Origin of the sequence: Faecalibacterium sp. Marseille-P9590 (assembly GCF_017377665.1) — a bacterium.
Lineage (GTDB): Bacteria > Bacillota > Clostridia > Oscillospirales > Ruminococcaceae > Faecalibacterium.
In genome coordinates this window covers 24555-46736 of sequence record NZ_JAFREF010000017.1, presented here as the reverse complement: position 1 = coordinate 46736, position 22182 = coordinate 24555, and the positions used below count along the sequence as shown (strand labels likewise).

At 60.5% G+C, this 22182-nt stretch carries 23 protein-coding genes; 18 read left to right on the top strand and 5 right to left on the bottom strand.

The window, feature by feature from the left end; genetic code table 11:
- Positions 1-252: 252 nt before the first annotated feature.
- Together J3349_RS13520 and J3349_RS13515 are read left to right on the top strand one after the other, a co-directional pair.
- On the top strand, positions 253-2034 hold the full coding sequence (locus tag J3349_RS13520) for an ABC transporter ATP-binding protein (RefSeq protein ID WP_207677766.1): 1782 nt from the start codon (positions 253-255) through the stop codon (positions 2032-2034).
- Positions 2031-3917: an ABC transporter ATP-binding protein gene (locus J3349_RS13515; protein ID WP_207677765.1), complete on the top strand. Its 1887-nt coding sequence runs from the start codon at positions 2031-2033 to the stop codon at positions 3915-3917. Before J3349_RS13520 ends, J3349_RS13515 begins: the two co-directional genes overlap by 4 nt.
- 47 nt (positions 3918-3964) lie before the next feature.
- Here the strand turns inward: J3349_RS13515 and J3349_RS13510 are convergent, their stop codons facing one another.
- The 3 genes from J3349_RS13510 to J3349_RS13500 are packed head-to-tail and all read right to left on the bottom strand — an operon-like array spanning position 3965 to position 6478.
- On the bottom strand, positions 3965-4525 hold the full coding sequence (locus tag J3349_RS13510) for a GNAT family N-acetyltransferase (protein WP_207677764.1): 561 nt from the start codon (positions 4523-4525) through the stop codon (positions 3965-3967).
- 12 nt (positions 4526-4537) lie between these two features.
- On the bottom strand, positions 4538-5467 hold the full coding sequence (locus J3349_RS13505) for an AEC family transporter (RefSeq protein ID WP_207677763.1): 930 nt from the start codon (positions 5465-5467) through the stop codon (positions 4538-4540).
- Positions 5468-5482: 15 nt separating this feature from the next.
- Complete coding sequence (locus J3349_RS13500) at positions 5483-6478, bottom strand: nucleoid-associated protein (protein ID WP_207677762.1); 996 nt, start codon at positions 6476-6478, stop codon at positions 5483-5485.
- Positions 6479-6636: 158 nt separating this feature from the next.
- On the opposite strand from J3349_RS13500, the gene J3349_RS13495 reads away from it, so the two are divergent.
- Positions 6637-7014 (top strand): PH domain-containing protein, encoded by a 378-nt coding sequence (locus J3349_RS13495; protein ID WP_158403534.1) that lies wholly within the window; start codon positions 6637-6639, stop codon positions 7012-7014.
- 105 nt (positions 7015-7119) lie between these two features.
- Here J3349_RS13495 and J3349_RS13490 read toward each other — a convergent pair whose 3' ends face one another.
- A complete protein-coding gene (locus J3349_RS13490) occupies positions 7120-7359 on the bottom strand; it encodes a hypothetical protein (protein ID WP_149794605.1) in 240 nt (79 codons plus the stop codon).
- 294 nt (positions 7360-7653) lie between these two features.
- Here J3349_RS13490 and J3349_RS13485 point away from each other — a divergent pair, with 294 nt between their 5' ends.
- The 13 genes from J3349_RS13485 to fabZ all read left to right on the top strand — a co-directional run bounded on the left by J3349_RS13485 (position 7654) and on the right by fabZ (position 18045).
- Positions 7654-8547, top strand: coding sequence for an AraC family transcriptional regulator (locus tag J3349_RS13485; RefSeq protein ID WP_207677761.1), 894 nt, complete (start codon positions 7654-7656; stop codon positions 8545-8547).
- Between the two features lie 28 nt (positions 8548-8575).
- Positions 8576-8794: a hypothetical protein gene (locus J3349_RS13480; protein ID WP_207677760.1), complete on the top strand. Its 219-nt coding sequence runs from the start codon at positions 8576-8578 to the stop codon at positions 8792-8794.
- A complete protein-coding gene (locus J3349_RS13475; protein ID WP_207677759.1) occupies positions 8791-9174 on the top strand; it encodes a VOC family protein in 384 nt (127 codons plus the stop codon). The genes J3349_RS13480 and J3349_RS13475 overlap by 4 nt, the downstream gene beginning before the upstream one ends.
- A 386-nt stretch (positions 9175-9560) precedes the next feature.
- Positions 9561-9794, top strand: coding sequence for an acyl carrier protein (gene acpP, locus J3349_RS13470; protein ID WP_149794608.1), 234 nt, complete (start codon positions 9561-9563; stop codon positions 9792-9794).
- Positions 9795-9796: 2 nt separating this feature from the next.
- Complete coding sequence (gene accD / locus J3349_RS13465; RefSeq protein ID WP_207677758.1) at positions 9797-10672, top strand: acetyl-CoA carboxylase, carboxyltransferase subunit beta; 876 nt, start codon at positions 9797-9799, stop codon at positions 10670-10672.
- Entirely contained in the window at positions 10669-11634 is a 966-nt protein-coding gene (locus J3349_RS13460; RefSeq protein WP_158390715.1) for an acetyl-CoA carboxylase carboxyltransferase subunit alpha, read from the top strand. The genes accD and J3349_RS13460 overlap by 4 nt, the downstream gene beginning before the upstream one ends.
- A complete protein-coding gene (locus J3349_RS13455; protein WP_207677757.1) occupies positions 11631-12587 on the top strand; it encodes a beta-ketoacyl-ACP synthase 3 in 957 nt (318 codons plus the stop codon). Before J3349_RS13460 ends, J3349_RS13455 begins: the two co-directional genes overlap by 4 nt.
- Before the next feature lie 4 nt (positions 12588-12591).
- Complete coding sequence (locus J3349_RS13450; protein WP_207677768.1) at positions 12592-13587, top strand: nitronate monooxygenase; 996 nt, start codon at positions 12592-12594, stop codon at positions 13585-13587.
- Positions 13581-14648 carry a nitronate monooxygenase family protein gene (locus tag J3349_RS13445; RefSeq protein WP_207677756.1) on the top strand — a complete coding sequence of 356 codons (1068 nt, stop codon included), beginning with the start codon at positions 13581-13583 and terminating at the stop codon, positions 14646-14648. Before J3349_RS13450 ends, J3349_RS13445 begins: the two co-directional genes overlap by 7 nt.
- Positions 14645-15583, top strand: a complete 939-nt coding sequence (fabD, locus tag J3349_RS13440; protein ID WP_207677755.1) for an ACP S-malonyltransferase — start codon at positions 14645-14647, stop codon at positions 15581-15583. Before J3349_RS13445 ends, fabD begins: the two co-directional genes overlap by 4 nt.
- Positions 15580-16329, top strand: coding sequence for a 3-oxoacyl-[acyl-carrier-protein] reductase (gene fabG, locus J3349_RS13435; protein ID WP_149794615.1), 750 nt, complete (start codon positions 15580-15582; stop codon positions 16327-16329). Before fabD ends, fabG begins: the two co-directional genes overlap by 4 nt.
- A 15-nt stretch (positions 16330-16344) precedes the next feature.
- Positions 16345-17583 (top strand): beta-ketoacyl-ACP synthase II, encoded by a 1239-nt coding sequence (fabF, locus tag J3349_RS13430; RefSeq protein ID WP_158394836.1) that lies wholly within the window; start codon positions 16345-16347, stop codon positions 17581-17583.
- Between the two features lie 3 nt (positions 17584-17586).
- Positions 17587-18045, top strand: coding sequence for a 3-hydroxyacyl-ACP dehydratase FabZ (gene fabZ / locus J3349_RS13425; RefSeq protein ID WP_158394835.1), 459 nt, complete (start codon positions 17587-17589; stop codon positions 18043-18045).
- Between the two features lie 60 nt (positions 18046-18105).
- Here fabZ and J3349_RS13420 read toward each other — a convergent pair whose 3' ends face one another.
- Positions 18106-19677 carry an ABC transporter substrate-binding protein gene (locus tag J3349_RS13420; protein ID WP_207677754.1) on the bottom strand — a complete coding sequence of 524 codons (1572 nt, stop codon included), beginning with the start codon at positions 19675-19677 and terminating at the stop codon, positions 18106-18108.
- A 335-nt stretch (positions 19678-20012) separates the two neighbouring features.
- Between J3349_RS13420 and murD the strand changes: the two genes are divergently transcribed.
- Complete coding sequence (gene murD / locus J3349_RS13415) at positions 20013-21413, top strand: UDP-N-acetylmuramoyl-L-alanine--D-glutamate ligase (protein WP_207677753.1); 1401 nt, start codon at positions 20013-20015, stop codon at positions 21411-21413.
- Positions 21410-22168 carry a GNAT family N-acetyltransferase gene (locus tag J3349_RS13410; protein WP_207677752.1) on the top strand — a complete coding sequence of 253 codons (759 nt, stop codon included), beginning with the start codon at positions 21410-21412 and terminating at the stop codon, positions 22166-22168. The genes murD and J3349_RS13410 overlap by 4 nt, the downstream gene beginning before the upstream one ends.
- Positions 22169-22182: the final 14 nt, after the last annotated feature.

Below are 22182 nucleotides of genomic sequence, written 5' to 3'. Positions count from 1 at the left end.
AGCGCCACCTTGCCAAGGTGGAGGTAGCGAGTTCGAGCCTCGTCGGCCGCTCCAACATGAAGCCATCGTTTGTGCAGAGATGCACGACGATGGCTTTTTTCAACAGAAACTGCATCAAATGTTGACAACTCGATGCTCCGGGCCGTATACTGAGACTATCGTGCAACAAACAGAGGCGGGCTGACCGCTTGCGGGAGTTCGGCCCGCGGGCGTTGGCTCGCCTCTGTGCTATGGGAAAAGGAGGGAAAACCAGTGATATTCGGCAAGTACATCAACCGCTATTACCTGCGCCACGCGCCCGCGCTGCTGCTGGGCATCCTTGCGCTGCTGATGGTGGACTATATCCAGCTGCTTGTGCCGCAGCTCTATCGTCTGGTCATCAACGGCGTCAACCTTGGACAGGTGGTGGTGAGGGGCGAGACAATGCCTTTCACGAAAGAGGTGCTGTTCCAGCACATCTGCCTGCCCATGATATGGATCGTGCTGTTCATGGTGGTGGGGCGCTTTTTGTGGCGCATCTGCTTCTTCGGCACCAGCATCCGGGTGCAGGCGGATCTGCGGGAGAAGATGTTCGACCACAGCCGCCGTCTGTCCCAGCAGTACTATCAGGTGAACAAGGTCGGCAACCTCATGAGCCTCTACACCAACGACCTCGACACCATCCAGGAGTGCTTCGGCGACGGCATCCTGATGTTCTTTGACGCATTGGTGCTGGGTCTGCTGGCCCTCTACCGGATGTGGTGCATGGACAGACGCATGACCATGCTGGCCCTCATCCCGGCAGCGTTCATGTTTGCCATCGGCACCGTGATGGGCAAGACCATGACCAAAACGTGGGAGAAGCGCCAGCAGGCGTTCTCTGACCTGTCCGACTTTGCGCAGGAGAACTTCTCCGGCATCGCGGTCATCAAGGCGTTTGTCAAGGAGCTCAAAGAGCTCATCGCTTTCCGCAAACTCAACAAAGACAACGAAGAGGTCAACGTAAAGTATACCCGCATCTCGGTATTGCTCGAAGTAATGGTGACGTTCTTCGTGGAGTCGGTCATCTGCGTCATCCTCGGCTACGGCGGCTATCTTGTCTACAAGGGCGATTTCAATGCGGGCCAGCTGGTGGAGTACATCGGCTATTTCGAGGCGATCGTCTGGCCCATCATGGCGATCTCAATGCTCATCGAAAAGACCTCCCGCGGTAATGCCTCCCTCAACCGTATCACCGAGCTGCTGGATGCACCCATTGATGTGGCCGACCGCGCCGGTGTGCCGGACCTCGAAAACCCCAAGGGCGGCATTGAGTTCCGCGATTTGACCTTCCGCTACCCGGACGGCGAGTTCGATGTGCTGAAAAACATCTCCTTCACGATCCAGCCCGGCGAGAGCGTGGGCATCGTGGGCAAGACCGGCGCAGGCAAGACGGCGTTGGTCGATTTGCTCCTGCGCACTTATAACGTCCCCGACGGCACCCTTTTCGTGGACGGGAAGGACGTCAACGGCGTCTCCATCCACTCGGTGCGGCAGGCGTGTGCCTATGTCCCGCAGGAGAACTTCCTCTTCTCGGATACCATCGCCCACAACATCGCCTTTGGCGTGGATGACGCCACCCCCGAGGACATTGAACGGGCGGCCAGCCTTGCTGACGTCCGGGACAACATTGTGGACTTCAAGGATGGCTACGAGACGGTCCTGGGCGAGCGCGGCGTCACCGTCTCGGGCGGTCAGAAGCAGCGCATCTCCATCGCCCGCGCCCTGCTGAAAGATGCGCCCATCCTGATCCTCGACGACTCGGTTTCGGCGGTGGATGCCAAGACGGAAAAAATCATCCTCGACAACCTGAAAAAGAGCCGTGCAGGCAAGACCACTCTGCTCATAGCGCACCGCATCTCGACGGTGGAGGGACTGGATAAGATCATCTTCCTCGAAGACGGCAGAGTGGAGGCCGTCGGCCCTCACGACCGGCTCTATGCATCCTGCCCGGAGTACCACAAGATGGTCGATTTGCAGAAGCTTGAAGACGAAGTGGGAGGTGGCAACGCATGATGAGTCTGAATCCGCTTCTTCTCGTAGGCGGTGTCATCGGCACCGTGTCGGTGCTGCTGCTCATCGCCTACGCCTGCGTCAAAGACAAGAAAACGGCTATGGGCTTCGAGCGCAGCATGGCCGACGGCGAGATCCTGCGCCGCCTCTTCGGCTACGCCAAGCCCTACCTCAGGCAGTTCGTCGTCGTGGGCTTTCTCGTCCTCTTCTCCATCTCCTACGACATCGCGTCGCCCCTCATCGTGGGCTACATCGAAGAGCTTGTGGTGGGCGATTTCGAACTGAAAAGCCTCTATGTCAGTGTGGCCGTGTACGCGGGTGTGCTGGTCTTCTCGATGGCCAGCACCTATTTGCAGGCCGTCATTCTGCAGCGTGTGGGCCAGCGCATCATCTCCGATTTGCGTGAAGACCTCTTCACCCACATTGAAAGCCTCTCCCACGGCCAGCTGAACGACATCCCGGTGGGCAAGCTCGTCACCCGCGTGACCAACGACACCAACGCCATCTCGATGATGTTCACGAACCTCTTCGTCAACCTCACCAAGAATGCCTTCGTCATTTTGGGCATTCTGGTGGCGATGCTCTTCCTGAACTACGAGCTGACCCTGATGGTGCTTTGCTTCGTACCCTTCATCCTCCTGTTCACGGTCATCTTCCGCAAGTTCTCTCGCCGCGCTTACCGCAAGGTCAAGGACGCGACCACCGACATCAACACCTACCTCTCCGAGAATCTCTCCGGCATCAAAGTTACCCAAATCTTTGGCCGCGAGGACGAGAAGATGGAGGAGTTCCGCCAGAAGAGCCAGACCCTCGCCAAGGCCACGCAGGAGCAGATCTTCGTCTTCGGCGTCTTCCGTCCGCTGGTGTATATGCTGTATATCAGCTCGATCCTCTGCCTGTTCTATCTTGGCGGCATGGGCCATCTGAACCATGTCACCTTCCTCGGGCAGACCATTTCCAGCGGCACCATCGTTACCTTTTATATGTATATCTCCAAGTTCTTCACCCCCATCCAGAACCTCGCCGAGCAATTCAACTGGCTGCAGTCGGCGCTGGCGTCGTCGGAGAAGGTCTTCTCCATCATGGACATCCAGCCCCAGATGGTGGACGCCCCCGACGCCGTTGAGCTGGACGAAGTGAAGGGCGACATCGAGTTCCGGGATGTCTGGTTCAGCTATATCCCCGGCGAGTGGGTGCTGCAGGGCGTTTCCTTCCATGTGGAGCCCCGCCAGACCGTGGCCTTCGTCGGCTCTACCGGCTCGGGCAAGAGCACCATCCTCTCCCTCATCTGCCGCAACTACGAGTTCCAGAAGGGACAGATTTTGATCGACGGCATCGACATCCGCAAAATCAAGATCTCCTCCCTCCGCCGTCACTTCGGCCAGATGCTGCAGGACGTCTTCCTCTTCTCGGGTACTATCCGGAGCAACATCGTCCTGCGGGAGGAGAACATTCCGGACGAAGAAATCATGAAGGTCTGCCGGTACGTCAATGCCGACCACTTCATCAACAAGCTCGAGCACGGCCTCGACGAAGAAGTCCGGGAGCGCGGCAATAACTTCTCGGCGGGCCAGCGCCAGCTGCTCAGCTTTGCCCGCACCATCCTGCATAAGCCCAGCGTCATGATTCTGGACGAGGCCACCGCCAACATCGACACCGAGACGGAGCTTCTGATCCAGGATTCGCTGGAAAAGATGCGCAGCGTCGGCACCATGCTCATCGTGGCACACCGCCTCTCCACCATCCAGCACGCAGATAACATCATCGTGTTGTCGCGCGGCAAGATCTTGGAGCAGGGGACTCACCAGCAGCTTCTCGCCGCACATGGCCGGTATTATCAGCTGTACACGCTGCAATACCACAAAGAACAAATGGATAAACAGTAAAGCAAAAGCAGGTGCATCGCATGATGCACCTGCTTTTTTGCATAGGCTCAATATTGATACGGCACGATGTCCGGCTGGTCGGGGCGGTGCTCGCCGATGATTTTTTCCATCCAAATCATGTCGTACCAGCGCCCGAACTTATAGCCGCAGTTGTGGAAGGTACCGGCCAGTGTGAAGCCCAGATGTTCGTGGAACTGGGCGCTGTTTTTGGTGAGGTATTCGTCCTCCACCAGCGGGTAGCCGATGCAGGCGTAGAGGTTGAGGACACCCATGGCCTTGAGCCGGTCGGCCAGCGCCTCATAGAGGACGCGGCCCATACCGCCGCGCCTGGCGTCGTGGTCGAGGTAGATGGTCAGCTCTGCGGCCCAGTCGTAGGCGGCACGTCCCACAAAAGCGTGGGCATAGGCGTAGCCCTCGATGCGGCCATCCCGCTCGATGACGAGGTAGGGGTACTTCTGCATGATGGCCCGCATCCGGCCCTCGAACTCGGCAAGCGACGGCACATCGTACTCAAAAGTGATGACCGTGTGCTCGATGTAGTAGGCGTAGATTTCCAGAATGCGGGGTGCGTCGGCCAATGTGGCGTTACGGATGGTAATATCGGACATGGTTTTTACTCCTCAGAACATCGTAATGATAAGCGCACACAGCGGCAGAAACACGATGCTGAGCAGGGTGGTCAGCACGACGCTGCCGGCGGCAAACTGCTCATCGTGGTGGAACTGGACGGCGAACACCGAGGTGATGGATGCAGCCGGGCAGCATTCCAGCAGCACGATGACCTGCGTGACCATGCCGTAGCGGAAGAGCCCCAGCGCGGCGAAAGCTGCGATGGTCAGCACCGGAATGAAAAGCATTCGGACCACGGTGAGCTTCCAGATGTGCTGATCGGTGAGGGTGCGGTGCAGGTCGCCCGAGGCGATGAGCATACCGGTGATGAGCATGGAGAGGGGAGTGTTCATGTCGCCCAGAAGTTCCATGGGCTGGACGATGAGGTCGGGCAGCGGGATCTGGAGCAGGTAGATGGCAAGACCCACGACGATGGCGTAGATGGCCGGGCAGTGCAGCAGGCTCTGGGCGACCTTTTTGGGGTCGGAGCTGCCGCTGACCATGCTGTAGCCCACCGTCCAGAGCAGAAGATTGAACATGGTAAAGAAGGCGCTGGCATAAAGCAGGCCCTCGGAGCCGAAGAGAGCCGAAATGAGGGGCAGGCCCATATAGCCCGCATTGGAGAAAACACAGGCGAACCGGAAGATGGGCGTCCGGCTGTCCCTGCTGCGGGCCGTGAACAACAGGGTGATGATGAGTCCCAGCAGGATGGACAGGGTGCTCAGGGCGAACGCGGCCATGAGGTTGTGCAGAATTTCTGCGCTGAACTCCATGCGGTAGGAGTTGATGATCATGGCCGGGACGACAAGGTTGACCAGAAGGTTCGAGAGAGTCTGTTTGCCCTCGGGGCGGAGCAGGCCGGTCTTGGCACCAAGAGCCCCCAGCCCTATGAGGATGAACAGTTCCGCCACCTGCTGGGCGGTGATGACAGCAAGGTCCATAATAAGATCCCCTCCTTACAGGATGACGTTCTTGATGAGCAGCGAAACACTGCCGTCCTCGGCGTGGAGAAATTCCACCGCAGAATCCTCAGAGAGGATCTCGGTAGGGATCTTTACCTCGATGCCGCTGGCGGTGTGGATGCTGCGGCTCTCCATCCGGCGGATGCGGGCGGGGGAGACAGTGACGGGCTGCTGGGCCTGCGTCGGCTCGAGGACGTCGCTTTTCTCCACATAGTCGTCGAAGGGGACAGCCGCCAGCGGGTATTCCTCAGCAAGCTGCCGGCGCACCTGCTCGACCGTCACCTTGTTGTCGTTGTCAGCGGCCTGATTGGCAATGAGCATGGCCACCTGTGCCTCCACATGGGGCTCGTCCTGATAGTTCTCCTGCACGGCCTGGACGGCGGCGTCCTGAATGGCCTGCAGCTTTTTCTTTTCCGGCTCGGCGGTGGTGTACTGGAAAACGACGGTGGAAAGATAAAACTCCTTGTGGCCGTCGATGTCGAACTTTTTCTCCAGCAGCTTCATGGAGTAGTCGGTCAGGTCCACCAGTGCGCCTTCCTCCACCTTGCCGCTCTGGGTAGGCAGGCAGGCCCGCTGCTGGATGATGGAGTTGACCGGCGCACCGTCTACGCTCTCGGTGTAGTGGGTGTAGCCGTTTTTATAGTTGAGCTTGAGGATGCCCAGCCACGGCTGGCCGTCCCGGGTGAAGTCCACCACAGCGAGGTCGGCCCCCGGAATGGTGGTATGAGCGTGCATATAGTCGAACAGCACGCCCGCGATGCGGCAGGACAGGTCGATAAAGTCCTTGTTCTGTTCCAGCTCGTACCGAAATGCCGAGTCCGGCAGGGGGCGGCACTGGCGGATGTCGTCGCTGGCAAGCAGCTTTTCGATGTGGTATTGCAGATAGGCCGTCTTTTCGGCTGTCATCTCCATGCAGCTGCCGCTGAGCACGGGGGCATCCAGCGTGGTATCCAGAACGTGGAGAATGGCCTGATGTACGATGATCTCCATATGTGAACCTCTTTTTTGTATACAAGAAATCTCAAATCACCTGTCAGTATAACACAACCCGGCCCAAAAGGCGAGAATGACTTGAAGCTCTGTGGCAGAAATGTTATACTTGGCCCAGAAACACCTATTATATAGGGCAAAAGAAGGGAGACTCCGGTATGGAATTTCGGGAAAAGCCGATGCAGAACCTCATCCGCATCAAGGAGAAGGAGATCTGCAAGAATGTGCAGGCGCTTTTGCTGGACGGCGAAAGCATCGTGGGCGCATACAAGACGGTGCGCGATCAGGCCGTTTTTACGAGCCACCGCATTTTCATTGTGGATATGCAGGGCGTTACCGGCACCCGGCAGGAGATCTTCGTCCTGCCCTACCGGAAGATCGTCCACTTCGGCATCCAGACGGCAGGCTTCGGCGACCCATTGCAGACTTCGGAACTGACGGTCTGCTACGCCGACGAGCACGAGATGAAGTTCGGCTTCATCGGGCAGGAAGAGCTGCTGGCTGTGGCGCAGGCCATCAGCCGGTGCATCCTGTAAAATAAAAATGCAACAAAACGGGACAGCCCCGCTCTGAGATGTGCCAGAGCGGGGCTGTCCCGTTTTGCTGTGATGATGAATAATGAAGAATAGATGATGGCGTTTTCAGCAGGCGCGGCCAGCCTCGAGCATATAGCGCAGGAAGCCGGTGACATCAGCGGGGTCGCTCACACTGATGCTGAAGCCCTTCTTGGGAGCGTCCAGGGTCTGGAAGATGGCGGAAGCCTCGTTGTCCTTCTTAAGGTCGCAGGTGGAGCCATTGTCCAGGTGCAGGATGACGCTGCCGCGGCTTGCGGCGACCTGTTTCATGAAGCGGTTTTTATCAAAATATTCGATGCGAAGCATAATAAATACCTCCGTGTTCGGTAAAGTGTGTAAGGCTTTTGCAAAAGCCTTGTGGGTCGGGGTGCAGGCGGCATCGCGGCCTTGGAGCTGTGGGACAGTGTACACAGACCCTTGGAAGCAAAGCTTCGTTGTGGGTTGTATCTGCCCCGTTTCAGTGTTATACTGAGCTTATCAGCTCCGATGAAATAATACCACGAAACCGGCACAGATGATAGAACAAAAACACATTCTTTGTACAACAAAATCGGCTTTGATAAAAAATCTTCAATGTATTGGGGAAAGGAATTGGCGAATATGGCACTAAATATCAGCTCCAACATCGTCGCCAGCGAAAAGGGCAGGGAACTTGTGCAGCACGGCAGCGCGCTGTTTCCCATCGCCTGCTATGCCGAGGATCTGTCCAGCTATTCGGTGGCGTGGCACTGGCACGAAGAGTTTGAATATGTGCTCTGCACGAAGGGACCGCTCCATGTGGACGTCAACAAGACCCGCCTCACCTTGCAGACCGGGCAGGGAGTGTTCATCAACTCGGGCGTCCTCCACGCGGTGGAGCAGGCACCGGAAGGCACGGCCCTGCTCCACTCGGGCGTGTTCCATCCGCGCCTTGTGGGCGGTATGGATACCATCTTCTGGCAGAAGCTCATCCGCCCTATGACCCAGCCCGACGCCCCGCCATTTTTCCTTCTGGATGCCTTGGTGCCGTGGCAGAAACAGGTGCTGGACTGTCTGCACGAGAGCTGGAAGGCTGTGTCGGACGAACCCTTCGACTACGAGAACCGGGTGCGCTACTACCTCTCTCTGGCCCTGCGGCTGCTGAGCACCCAGTGCGTGGGCGGGCGGACGAAAGTCTCCCAGCAGGAGCAGATCGCCTCCGAGCGGATGAAGCAGATGCTCCGCTTCGTGGAGGAACACTACGCAGAAGAGTTGACAGTCCAGCTCATCGCGGGCAGCGTGGCCCTCAGCGAGAGCGCCTGTCTGCGCAGTTTCAGGCAGATGCTGGGCATCACGCCCATCCAGTACGTCAAGCAGTACCGGGTGGAAAAGGCCGCTGATCTGCTTCGCTCCACCCGGCTCAAGACCGGCGAGATCGGCGCGGAGTGCGGCTTCACCGATAGCAGCTACTTTATCAAGATCTTCCGGGAGATAAAACACTGTACTCCCAAAGAATACCGTATGAAATTTTGTTGAGATGTAAGAAAAAGAGAAATCTATCTCCATGCAGCGTGCATTGACGTCCGGCCCCATCACCGGCAGCATCCTGCTGGGCCTCTGCATGGGCAGCGGCGCGGCCATCTCGATGCAGTACGGCAGTGGTGAGTACGATAAAATGCGCCAGAGCGTCTTCCAGTCCTTCGCCCTCATTGCGGGCTGGGCGCTGGCGGACGCCATCGGCATCGGCTACTATCTGGTGAAACATAGAAAGGAGACGCTGTGAAAATCGAGCACATCGCCCTGTACGTCAACGACCTCGAGGCTGCAAAGGACTTCTTTGTGCGCTATTTTGACGCCGTGCCGAATGCGGGCTACCACAACCCGAGGACGGACTTCCGCTCCTACTTTCTCACTTTCACGGACGGCGCACGCCTGGAGCTGATGAACAAACCCGGGATGTCCGACGAGCCGAAGCCTGCCGCCCGCACCGGATACGCGCACATCGCGTTCAGCGTCGGCAGTCAGGAGAAGGTGGATGCGCTGACGGCCCACCTCAAGGCCGACGGCTGCGAAGTCCTCAGCGGCCCCCGCACCACCGGAGACGGCTATTATGAAAGTTGTGTCCTTGCGGTGGAAGGAAATCAAATCGAGATAACGGTGTAACACAAAAGAGCAGAGCCTGCGGTGAAAACCCGCAAGTCTCTGCTCTTTTTGTTATGGATCTATCAGCCCGGCAGAACCACGATGCCCGCCGCAGCAAGTGAGATGATGAGATACATATTTTCTGGGCCGAATATAGCACAGGGGCCGGGAAAAACTACAAAAAGCCCGAAATACACGACGAAAATATTGTATTGGTTGCGCAACGACCTGTGAAAGAAATGAGAAAACTAAAACTTTTTAGATAAAACTATTGACAATGGTGGCCTCGCGAGTATAATTGCCTTATCAAATCGTTCAAAACATTTAACTAAATGACGTGAACTGATTTGCCCGAACAAGATACGATAGTACAACACACATACACAAGATAAAAGGAGAAAATCACCATGACTTTTGAGGATATGAAGAAAATCGTCGTTGACACCCTGAACTGCGAGGAAGAGAAGGTCACGATGGAGGCCAGCCTGACCGAGGATCTCGAGGCTGACAGCCTGGACGCTGTGGAGCTGAACATGGCTCTGGAGGACGCTTTCGGCGTCTCCATCCCCGACGAGGAGCTGGCCAACATGAAGACCGTCGGCGACATCTTCAACTACCTGACTGCACACGCTGAGGCATAACGATGAACGACATTAGAGACTTGTTCCCGGGCCGGATGCGGGAGCGCGCCTTCCAGCTCAAAGCCCGGCGGGACACCGGTGTGGCGTGGCATGAGCCGCAGTTTGTGGAATGCAAGCAGTGCGGCCGCCGTGCCACCCGCCAGATCTGGGCCAAGAGCCTCTTCGTCTGCCCCAACTGCGGCAATCACCAGCCCATCGGTGCGTACTACCGCCTGAGCCTAGTGCTGGACAGCGGCAGTTTCCGGGAGCTGGATGCAGAGCTGGCCCCGCAGGACGTGCTGGGTTTCCCGGGCTATCCCGAAAAGCTCAGCGCCCAGACCCAGAAGACGGGCCTCAGCGAGGCTGCTGTCGCGGCAGTGGGCCGCATCGGCGGCGTGTCGGTGGTGGCTGCTGTGCTGGACAGCCGCTTCTTTATGGGCAGCATGAGCACGGCCGTGGGCGAGAAGATCACCCGCGCCATCGAGTACGCGGCGGCGAAAAAACTGCCGCTGGTCATCTTTTCGGCCAGCGGTGGCGCCCGGATGCAGGAAGGCATTTTCAGCCTGATGCAGATGGCCAAGACCAGCGCCGCCATCGAGCGCTTTTCGGCCAAGGGCGGGCTGTACATCAGTGTGTTGACCCATCCCACTACCGGTGGCGTTACCGCCAGCTTTGCCAGCCTTGGCGACATCATGCTGGCCGAGCCGGGCGCACTCATCGGTTTTGCAGGCCCTCGCGTCATCGAGCAGACCATCGGCGAGCGCCTGCCCGAGGGCTTCCAGCGCAGCGAGTTCCAGCTGGAACACGGCTTTGTAGACAAGGTCGTACCCCGCAGTGAGCTCCGCGCCACCCTCATCCAGCTGCTGCAGCTCCACGCAGGCGGGAGGAAAACAGAATGATAAAAGAACTTCTGGAGCAGCTTGCTCCTTTGGACGCCCAGATCGCTGCCCTGCGTGGCGGCGCACAGGACGAGGAGAGCCAGATGGCCGCTATCACGGCCCACGCTTCCGAGCTGGCCGAACTGGCTGTGGAGGAAGATGAAATCCTCCGCTGCTGCGGCCCGCTGACCGCTGAGGATCGGGTCTTTCTGGCACGCCACCCGGAGCGCCCCCATATCGACGAGACCATCAATGCTCTGTTTACCGATTTCTTTGAGCAGTGCGGCGATCGTCAGTGCCGGGAAGACAGCGCCATTCTGGGCGGCATCGCCCGCTTCCACGGGATGCCTGTGACCGTCATCGGCCACCGCAAAGGTTCCACACTGGAAGAGAACATGGCCTGCAACTTCGGTATGCCGGGACCGGAGGGCTATCGCAAGGCCCTCCGTCTCATGAAGCAAGCCGAAAAGTTTGGCCGCCCCATCATCACCTTCATCGACACGCCGGGCGCATACCCCGGCAAAGAGGCTGAAGAGCGGGGACAGGGCGAGGCTATTGCCCGAAACCTGATGGAGATGAGCGGTCTGACGGTTCCCGTCATCGCTGTCGTCACCGGCGAGGGCTCTTCCGGCGGCGCACTGGCACTGGGTGTGGCAAACCACATCCTCATGCTGGAAAATGCAGTCTACTCGGTGCTCAGTCCTGAAGGTTTCGCCAGCATCCTGTGGAAGGATTCCTCCCGCAGCGGCGAAGCCTGCGAGATCATGAAGCTGACAGCACAGGACCTCTACAAGGACGGCATCGTCGAGGAGATCATCCCGGAGCCTGTTGGCGGCGCACAGCGCAGCCACGCGGCCCTGTTTGCCGCCATGGATACGGCCCTGAAAAACCACCTCACCGCCCTCTGCAAGATGAGCGGCAAGGCACTGGCCGACCAGCGGTACAAAAAATTTCGTCAGATCGGAGAAGCGAAACGAGCATGAACGGTTTGCAGTTGATCGCCACCGGCGGAGCTCTGCCCGGCCGCACGGTCACCAATGAAGAGTTGAGCCGCACCGTGGACACCAGCGACGAGTGGATCACCACCCGCACCGGCATCCGCGCCCGCCACTGGTGTACGGAGGAAGAATCCGCCGCCACGCTGGCCATCGCGGCGGCAAAGCAGGCGCTGGAGCGCAGTGGTCTTTCGCCGCAGGATATTGCCTGCTGTGTCTGCGCTACCCTTTCGGCACCTGACGCCACCCCAAGTGTGGCCTGTCAGGTGCAGCGGGCGCTGAGTCTGCCCGAAAACCGCCCCGCGCTGGATGTCAACGCCGCCTGCTCGGGCTTCATCTACGGCACAGCCGTGGCCCGCGGCCTGATGGCGACGCTGGGTGGACGGTACGCCCTCGTGGTGGGCTGCGAAGCGCTGTCCCGCCTGATGGACCAGACCGACCGCTCCACCTGTGTGCTCTTTGGCGACGGTGCGGGCGCAGCGATTTTTGAACTGTGCGACGTACCGTTTGCGATCACGCTGGGCGCACGGGGCGACGAGGCTATCCACGCAGGAGGCCCCTGCCGCACCGGTTCGGCCCCCATCAGCATGGACGGGCGTGCCGTCTTCCGCTTTGCGGTGGACGCACTGCCCCGCTGTCTGCACGCGGTGCTGGACGAGACGCAGCTGGCGCTGGACGATGTGGACTGGGTGGTCTGCCATCAGGCCAACAGCCGTATCATCGACCACTGTGTGAAAGCGCTCCACGCCGACGCCGCAAAGTTCTACAAGAACATGGACCGCCACGGCAACACCAGCGCGGCCAGCATCCCGGTGGCCCTCAACGAGATGGCCGAAGCCGGTCTGCTCAAAGCCGGGCAGAAGGTATCCTGCATCGGCTTCGGCGGCGGATTGACCTGGGGCGGGATGCTGGTTACGTACAGCCCTCTCAGTCATGGCTGACGCCATGCCAGCTCTCCCAAAGGGAGAGCGCTCTAAAGTAAAACCTATAAATAGGACGATTTACATGAAATTACTCAACGAGATATTAGGCACGAAATACCCCATCATTCAGGGCGGAATGGCCAACATCGCCACCGGCGAGTTTGCCGCCGCCTGCTCCAATGCCGGTGCGCTGGGTCTTATCGGCGCAGGCGGCATGAACGCTGAGACGCTGCGGGAGAACATCCGCCGCTGCAAGGCGCTCACCGACAAGCCTTTCGGCGTCAACATCATGCTGATGCACCCCCAGGCCGACGAGTTTGCCAAAATCGTCGTGGAAGAGGGCGTCAAGGTCGTCACCACCGGCGCAGGCAACCCCGGCAAGTACATCCCCATGTGGAAGGAAGCCGGTATCAAGGTCATCCCCGTGGTGGCAGCGGCCGTTCTGGCCAAGCACCTTGCCCCTCTGGGCGTGGATGCCGTCATCGCCGAAGGCACCGAGAGCGGCGGCCATGTGGGCGAGATGACCACCATGGCCCTTGTCCCCCAGGTGGTGGACGCTGTAGATGTCCCTGTCATCGCGGCGGGCGGCATCGCCGATGGCCGCCAGCTGGCGGCAGCCTTCGCACTGGGAGCCTGCGGCGTTCAGGTGGGTACCTGCCTGCTGGTCAGTGAGGAATGCCCCGTCCACGAGAACTACAAGGCCGCGCTTCTGCGCGCCAAGGACAGCGACACCATCGTCACCGGCCGCATCGGCGGCACCCCCGTCCGTGTGCTGAAAAACCGGATGAGCCGCGAGTATGTCCGGCAGGAAAAGGCCGGTGCCGACAAGATGGAGCTGGAAAAATACACGCTGGGCAGTCTGCGGCGCGCCGTCTTTGAGGGCGATACCGCCACAGGCAGTCTGATGGCCGGTCAGGTGGCCGGTATGCTCCACGAGGTGCGGCCTGTGGCTGAGATCCTCGACGAGCTGTGGGAGAGCGGGAGGCAGCGGATGCATTCGCTGAGTGAGTTATGCTGACCCTCGCAGGCAAGACGCTGGCCGTGCCTGTCTTACAGGGCGGCATGGGAGTGGGCGTCTCCCTCGGCGGGCTGGCCGGGGCGGTCGCGGCCTGCGGCGGCATGGGGTGCATTTCCACCGCCGACACAGGCTACCGCGAACCTGATTTTGCCCGCGACCCTTGCGCAGCAAATCTCCGTGCGCTGAAAAAAGAGATCGCCAAAGCGAAAGAGATCGCAGGCGGCGCGGGACTGGTGGCTATCAACGCGATGGTCGCCACCCAGAACTACGCCGACGCCGTCCGCACTGCTGTGGAGGCAGGTGTGGATGCCATCGTATCGGGTGCGGGCCTCCCGCTGGAGCTGCCCGGCCTGGTGGAAAAAGCTGATGTTGCGCTGGCACCCATCGTGTCCAGCGGACGTGCTGCAAAGCTCATCCTCCGTCGGTGGGCAAAAGCCTTCAACCGCACCGCCGACTTCGTGGTCATCGAGGGCTGCAAGGCCGGCGGGCACCTGGGCTTTTCGGAAGAAGAGCTTCTGGCCGGAAAATGCCAGACCCTCGACGAGATCCTGCCCGAAGTGCTGGCCGAGGTGAAGCCTTTCGAGGCTCAGTTCGGCCACGACATCCCGGTCTTCGTGGCCGGAGGTGTCTACACGGGCGAGGACATCGCCCACTATACTAAGATGGGGGCTGCGGGCGCACAGCTCGCCACCCGCTTCATCCCCACCTACGAGTGCGACGCCAGCCAGACCTATAAAGATGTCCTGCTGGCGGCCAAGCCCGAAGATGTGCGCATCATCCACAGCCCTGTGGGAATGCCGGGCCGTGCGCTGGCCACTCCGCTGGTGCAGAAGCTTGAACAGGGCCTGCGCTTCCCGCCGAAGCACTGCGCCCGCTGTCTCAAAGCCTGTGAGCCGGCCAAGGTGCCTTACTGCATCACCCACGCCCTCATCGAGGCCGTGAAGGGCAATGTGGAAGATGGACTCTTCTTCTGCGGGGCCAACGTGGGCCGTCTCGACCGGATGCGCAGTGTCCGGGAGCTGATGGATGAACTGATGGATGATTGGAGGAAACACCAATGAAGCTTGCCATTCTGTATGCCGGTCAGGGCTCTCAGCACCCCGGCATGGGCAAAGACCTTTACGAGAGATACCCCGCGTTCCGGGAGGCGTTCAACGCCGCAGACCTTGACTTTAATTTGGAGAGCGTCTGCTTCGACGACCCGGAAGGCGTTTTGAATCTGACTCAGTACACCCAGCCCTGCATGGTGGCCTTCGCCGCCGGTGTCACGGCTGTCCTGAAGGAAAACGGCGTCAAGGCCGACTATCTGGCCGGTCTGTCGCTGGGCGAATACTCCGCGCTGGAAGCCGCCGGTGTCTTCACGGCCAAGCAGGCTGTGGAGCTGGCTGCCTTCCGTGGCAAAGCCATGGCCGACGCCGCCAAGGGCATCGAGTGCGGCATGACCGCTGTGATGAACCTTGACCGCGATGCACTGGCAAAGTGCTGCGAAGAGGCGTCCGCTCTGGGCTGTGTCCAGATCTGCAATTACAACTGCCCGGGCCAGCTGGTCATCGGCGGCGAAAAAGCCGCCGTGGAAAAGGCCGCTGAGCTGGCAAAAGCCGCAGGCGCACGCCGCTGCATCCCGCTGAAGGTCAGCGGTCCCTTCCACACCAAGCTGATGCACCCCGCCGGTGACGCGCTGGCAAAGCGCTTTGCGTCTGAGCATTTCGGCGAGATGGAGACGCCTGTCCTCTTCAACTGCCTCGGCCACGAAAAGGCAGACAGCGACAGCATCCCCGCTCTGCTGGAAAAGCAGGTGCAGAGCAGCGTCTACATGGAAGATACCCTCCGCCGTCTGGGCGAGCTGGGCGTCACCGACATTCTCGAAGTCGGCCCGGGCAAGGCCCTGAGCGGCTTCGTGAAAAAGACGCTGGGCGCAGACGTCCACTGCACCGCTGTCGAGACGGCAGAAGAGCTGGAAGCTTTCCTCACCAGCTGGAAGGAGGCACAGGCATGAGCGAAGAAAAGCTGACCCGTGCCGCCGTCGTCACCGGCGGAAGCCGGGGCATCGGCCGGGCTGTCTGTGTTGCGCTGGCAAAGCAGGGCTGCAATGTGGTGGTCAACTACTGCCACGGTGAGGCCGCTGCCGCCGAGACTGCCGCACTGTGCAAAGAGCTTGGCGTCGAGGCCGTCACCGTGCAGGCCGACGTCTCCACTGCCGAGGGCTGCAAGAAGCTGTTCGAAGAAGCAGTGAATGCCTTTGGCCGCGTGGATATTCTCGTCAACAACGCAGGCGTCACCCGCGACAACCTCATCCTCCGCCTTTCCGAGGAAGATTTTGACACCGTCCTGAACGCCAACCTCAAGGGTGCGTTCCTCTGCTGCAAGGAGGCCGCACGCCGGATGGTGCGCCAGCGCTATGGCCGCATCGTCAACCTGAGCAGCGTGGTGGGTCTGCGGGGCAACGCAGGCCAGACAAACTATTCCGCCAGCAAGGCGGGCCTCATCGGCCTGACCAAGAGCCTCGCCAAGGAGCTGGCCAGCCGGAACGTCACCGTCAACGCGGTGGCTCCCGGCTTCATCGCCACGGATATGACCGCCGCTCTGCCGGAGGCTGTCCGCACCGAGATGTGCAAGACCATCCCGGAGGGACGCGCCGGCCAGCCGGAGGACGTGGCAAACGCGGTGGCTTTCTTCGCCGCCGAACAAAGCAGCTATCTCACCGGGCAGGTGCTCTGTGTGGACGGCGGCATGGCAATGTAAAAAGGAGCTTTTTCTATGGAAAAACGCAGAGTCGTCATCACCGGTCTTGGCACCGTGAACCCTCTTGGAAATAACACCGCCGACAGCTGGGCCGCAGCCCGCGCAGGCAAGTGCGGCATCGGCCCCATCACCCAGTTCGACGCCAGCGAGTTCAAGTGCAAGCTGGCAGGCGAGGTCAAGGGCTTCGACCCCGAGACCGTCGTGGACAAAAAGGAAGCCCGCAAGATGGCCCGCTTCACCCTGCTGGCGCTGGGCGCTGCCGCTGAGGCCATCCAGGACAGCGGCATCGACTGCGAAGCCGAGGCCGAGAACATCGGCGTCATCGTGTCCAGCGGCATCGGCGGTCTGCCCACCATCGAGGAGCAGCACAGCCGCGGCGAGGAAAAGGGCATGGAGAAGGTCAGCCCCTACTTCGTCCCCATGGCTATCGCCAACATGGCGGCAGCACAGATCGCCATCCGCTTCGGCCTCAAGGGGATGTGTACCTGCCCGGTGACGGCCTGCGCAGGCGGCACCAACGCTGTGGGCGATGCTTTCCACCGCATCCGCGACGGCTACGAGCCGGTCATGGTCTGCGGCGGTGCCGAGAGCTGCATCAGCCCGCTGGGCATTGGCGGCTTTACCAGCATGAAGGCTCTCTCCACTGCTACGGACCCTGATGCGGCCAGCCTGCCCTTCGACGCACGGCGCGGCGGCTTTGTGATGGGCGAGGGCAGCGGTGTGCTGGTGCTGGAAGAGCTGGAGCACGCCAAGGCCCGCGGCGCACACATCTATGCCGAAGTCGTGGGCTACGGCGCCAACTGCGACGCCTATCACTTCACAGCTCCCGCACCCGGCGGCGCAGGTGCCATTGGCTGCATGAAGCTGACTCTCAAGGACGGCGGCATTGCCCCCGAGCAGATCGACCACATCAACGCCCACGGCACCGGCACCCACATGAACGACAGCTGCGAAACTGCCGCCATCCACGCCGTCTTCGGCGACCACGCCAAGGATATCGCCGTCGTCAGCACCAAGAGCATGACCGGCCATCTGCTGGGCGGCGCAGGCGGCATCGAGGCCGTGTTCACCGCCCTGGCCCTCCGCGACCAGTTCGCGCCGCCCACCATCCACTACGAGCAGCCCGACCCGGAGTGCGATTTGGACTATGTGCCGAATGTGGGCCGTGAGATGAAGATGGAGTACGCTCTGAGCAACAGCCTGGGCTTCGGCGGACACAACGCCTGCCTGGCCTTCAAGAAGTGGGAGGGCTGAGCGATGGCAGAACCCCGCACCGTGCGTGAAAACGCAAACAGCCTGACCAGCGAGGACATCGCGGCCATCCTGCCCCACCGGTATCCCTTCGCCCTCGTGGACCGCATTCTGGACTACGAGCCGGGTCAGTGGGCCATTGGCCGCAAGTGCGTCACCCGCAACGAAGAATTCTTCTGCGGCCACTTCCCGGGCCAGCCGGTCATGCCCGGCGTCCTGATTCTCGAAGCACTGGCCCAGACCGGCGCTGTCGCGGCCCTGAGCCTGCCTGAGAACAAGGGTAAGCTGGCCCTCTTCGGAGGCATCAAGAACGCCCGCTTCCGCAAGCAGGTCACCCCCGGCGACGTGCTCACCCTTCACTGTGAGCTGGTCGAGCAGCGCGGCCCGGTGGGCATCGGCAAAGCGTCCGCCTATGTGGACGGCAAGTGCGCCGCCACCGCAGAGCTGACCTTCGTATTAACGTAAAAAAGCATAAAAACAGAGAGGATAGTCATTCCTGAACTATCCTCTCTGTTTTTATGCTTTTTATTTTGATTTGGTGGCATACGTCACATCCAGCACGGGGCCGAAGGGGTCGAAGACGAGGCCCTCGATGCCGTTGGCCACCAGCAGCCGCTTCTGCTGGGTGAAGAGTGGCACGGCAACAGCCTGTTCGAGGAGCTGGCGCTCACAGGCGGCCAGCAGAGAGCAGCGGGTGCTGCCGGTGGCTGTGGCGCTGGCCGAGAGCTGGGTGGTGTAAAGGGCGTCGCTGTAGCCGGTCAGCCCGCCGCCGGTGGGGGAGAACTGGGCCAGCGCGGTGTAGACACTGCCGCCTTCGGCTTGCACAGGGGCGAGGGCGATGGTGTAGCTGCCGTTTTCGAGCCGCTTCTGGAACTCTTCCGGCTCCACCTCTTCAACCGAGAAGAAGAGCGAAAACTCCTTCTGCCATGCGCTGTTGATGAGCTCGGCGGTGTCACTGAGGCCGCTGCCGGAAGGCAGCAGCAGGGAGACGCGGCCAAAGTCGGAGGGGGAGACGCCGCCGTCGCGGGCGGCGATGTAAAGTGCGCGGGGGTCGCCGAAGGCCGGGCGGACATCGCCCGCCGTCTGCCGGTAGTCGATGCCGTCCACAGTCAGGCCGTCGGGGATGAGGCCCTTTGCCTCTGCGAACAGCCCGCCGCCAGGGACTTCCACTGCCGAAGCGGCTACACTGCCCAGTGCCTGCCGAAGCTCAGTGGAAGCAAAGATGGAGTCGCAGTTGAAGAGCAGCGCCCATGTGGTGTCGGAGTAGGACACGCTCTGCAGCGAGGTGGGGGTACCGCTGTCGTCGAGGGCGGCGGTGCATTTTTCGTTATTGATGAGCTCTTCGGCGGACTGGCCGGAGCTCGTGGTGTTCTCCACGAGGCGCAGGCTGTCGATTTGATTCCCCGAAGCCGCCCGGCGGAGGAAAAGGCCGCTGGACGTCCAGTTATAAAGGTAAAAGTGTCCGCTGGAAAGGGTGGAGGCGCTGGTCAGACCGTAGGTGCCTCGGGTGCTGTCAAAAAACGCTTCGTCGCAGGGCATCGCGCCGGGCAGCGTCAGCTTGGAGAGGAACGTCTCGTCGGGCGAGGAGAGTCGGAACACCAGTTTCAGCGGTTCCGCAGCGGTGACGCCCAGCGCACTGGCGGGCTTCTGACCGGCCAGAACGGCGGCGCTGTTCTCGAGGGCAGAGAACTCCACGGCGTAGGGGGAGTTGGTGCCGGGGAGGAACATCCGCTGGAACGCGAAGACGAAGTCCTCAGCGGTGATGGCGAAGTCGGTGGGATCTCCCTTCGAGGCCGTATAGGTCAGACCGTCCTTCAAATAGAATGTATAGGTGAGCCGGTCGGCAGATACCTCCCACCGCTCACACAATTCCGGCGCGAGGCTGCCGTCCGGTGCGCGGCGGACGAGGCCGCTGTAGAGGTTCTCGCAGGCGATGATGTCCGAGGCGCTGGACGCCACCTGCGGGTCGAGGTTCGCGGGGATGGAGTCCACGAACCAGGTAAAGCTGTTGGAGCCGGAGCCGCAGGCGGTCAGGCTCAGAACAAAAAACGCAGCCAGTAAAGCCGCGACAAAGCGAAGCTGTTTCAAGAAATGCATCCTTTCGGGCCGGTGCGGCCCTGTTTGTCTTAGAAAGTGATAAGAAACACGAAAACTGCACCCGGACAGGCGCAGGAAAATTCTGGTGTTGAGCCGGTGCAATGCTGTTGATGCTGCGCCAAAAATCGAAATCGCTATAAGTGTAACAGAAACAGGCAGAAAAGACAATCGACATTTTGTTGATTTGAGTGGACATTTTGAGCCACGGTTTGTGTTTTTCCGTTGCCAATCGGAAACAAATGGTCTATAATGGGGGACAGCAATGCATTTTCTCCTGCGGCTGTGTGCGGCGGGGGTGCTATGGTAATATACATTTATAGAGGAGGTCCTTTTTTATGCAGAAGGAACAGCAGGAGCTTGCAAACCTCATCAAGGGCAAAAAGGTTGCCTTTATCGGCGCGGGCGTCAGCCATAAGACGCTCATCAAGGAGTTCGTGGAGCTGGGTGCGCACGTCACCCTCTGCGACCAGAAAAAGAGCGTGGAAGATTTCGGCGACTACGCCGCCACCATCAAGGAGCTGGGCATCGATCTGAGCCTCGGCGAGAATTACCTCGACGGTTTCAAGGGGCAGGACATCATCATGCGCACCCCGGGCTTCGTGGGCTATTTCGAGAAGCCTTTGCAGGACGCCATGGCCGCCGGCACCATGGTCACCAGCGAGGTGGAGCTGTTCTTCCAGTTCTGCCCCTGCGAGATCGTGGCCGTGACCGGTTCTGACGGCAAGACCACCACCACCACCCTTATCTCCAAGTTCTACGAGGCCGCAGGCCGCAGGGTGCATCTGGGCGGCAACATCGGCGCAGCCCTGCTGCCCATGCTGCCCGAGGTGAGCCCCGACGACGTGGCCGTGGTGGAGCTGTCCAGCTTCCAGCTCATCAGTATGCACCAGAGCCCCAACATCGCCGTCGTCACCAACGTGACCCCCAACCACCTCGACCACCACAAGGATATGCAGGAGTACATCGACGCCAAGCGGAATATCCTGCTCTACCAGAAGCAGCCCTGCCGCGCTGTCCTCGGCTATGAGAACGAGATCAGCCGCTCCATGCAGAAGGACTGCAAGGGCAAGCAGGTCTGGTTCACCCGCCTGCACGAGACGGACAACGGCGCGTTCCTGCGGGATGACGGGATGCTCTGCATGGCAGAGAACGGCGTCGTGACTCCCTTCCTCGCCCAGAAGGACGTGAAGCTGCGGGGCCTGCACAACATTGAGAACCTGCTGGCCGCTGCCGCCGCCGTCTGGGGCGAGGTGCCTGTGGAGGCCATCCAGCTGGTGGGCAGTAATTTCACCGGCGTGGAGCACCGCATCGAGCCGGTGCGCGTGCTGGACGGCGTCACTTATTATAACGACTCCATCGGCACCAGCCCCACCCGCACTATCGCCGGTCTGCGCAGCTTCGACCAGAAGGTCATCCTCATCGCAGGCGGCTACGACAAGCACATCCCCTATGAGCCGCTGGCCCCTGAGATCACGGCTCATGTCAAGAACCTCGTGCTGATGGGTGCTACCGGCCCCCGCATCGAGAAGGCCGTGCGCGAAGACCCGAACTTCAACGAGGCCGAGCTGCCCATCCAGCACGCCGACAATATGCAGCACGCCGTGGAGCTGGCCCGCGCCTGCGCAAAGCCCGGTGACATCATCATCCTCTCGCCGGCCAGTGCTTCTTTCGACCTCTACCCGAACTTTGAAGTGCGTGGCCGCGAGTTCAAGAGCATCGTCAACGCGCTGAAGTGATCGCTCAAATCAAAACGCCCCGCCAGAAGCAGCGCTTTTTGAACGCCTGCCGGGGCAAGCTCTGTCTCGGGGCGACTATGCCGCTGGCGTTCGCCCTCTTCGGTAAGAGCCAGCCGGGCCGCTTTTTCGCCGGGCCGACGCTGGCACTGGATGTCGGCGGCAGCACCGCGTGGCTGGCGGGTCACGCCAACCCCGAGGAGCTGGCGGGCTTTCTGGCTTTCTGCGGCTGTGAGGCTGTGGTGCTGGATGAAGCCGAGTATCCGCCGCCCACCGGTTGGAAACGGGCAAAGACGCACAGCGTCTTCGGCCTTGTGCCAGGGCGTCAGCTGCCCTTGCCTGAGGCAGACGCTGCCCTCTGGCAGAGTCTTGCCAAAAACACAGAACCTGCCGCCGGAAAAGCAGCGGATATGCTCTTCCCTGACAGGCCCTCAAAACGGGACGACTTTTACTCTGAGCTCTGCTCCAAGCGCAGCCGGGGTCTTGCCCGGGTCTGGACGCTGGAACGGGAAGGAAACATCATCTGTACTGTGGGAGCCTACGCGCTGGCAAATGGTCAAGCGTACATGGCCTGCGGCGAGACCGTGGAAGCTCTGCGGGGCAAAGGCGTCGGCGGGCGGCTCATCGTCGAGATGGCGAACGCCCTCGCCGCCGAAGGCTGGATGCCTGTCTTCCTGTGCAGCCCCGAGCGGGTGCATTTCTATACCCGGTTGGGCTTTGAGAAGATGGGGGAGTATGCACGATATGAAGTACAATAACAATTAAGGATTCA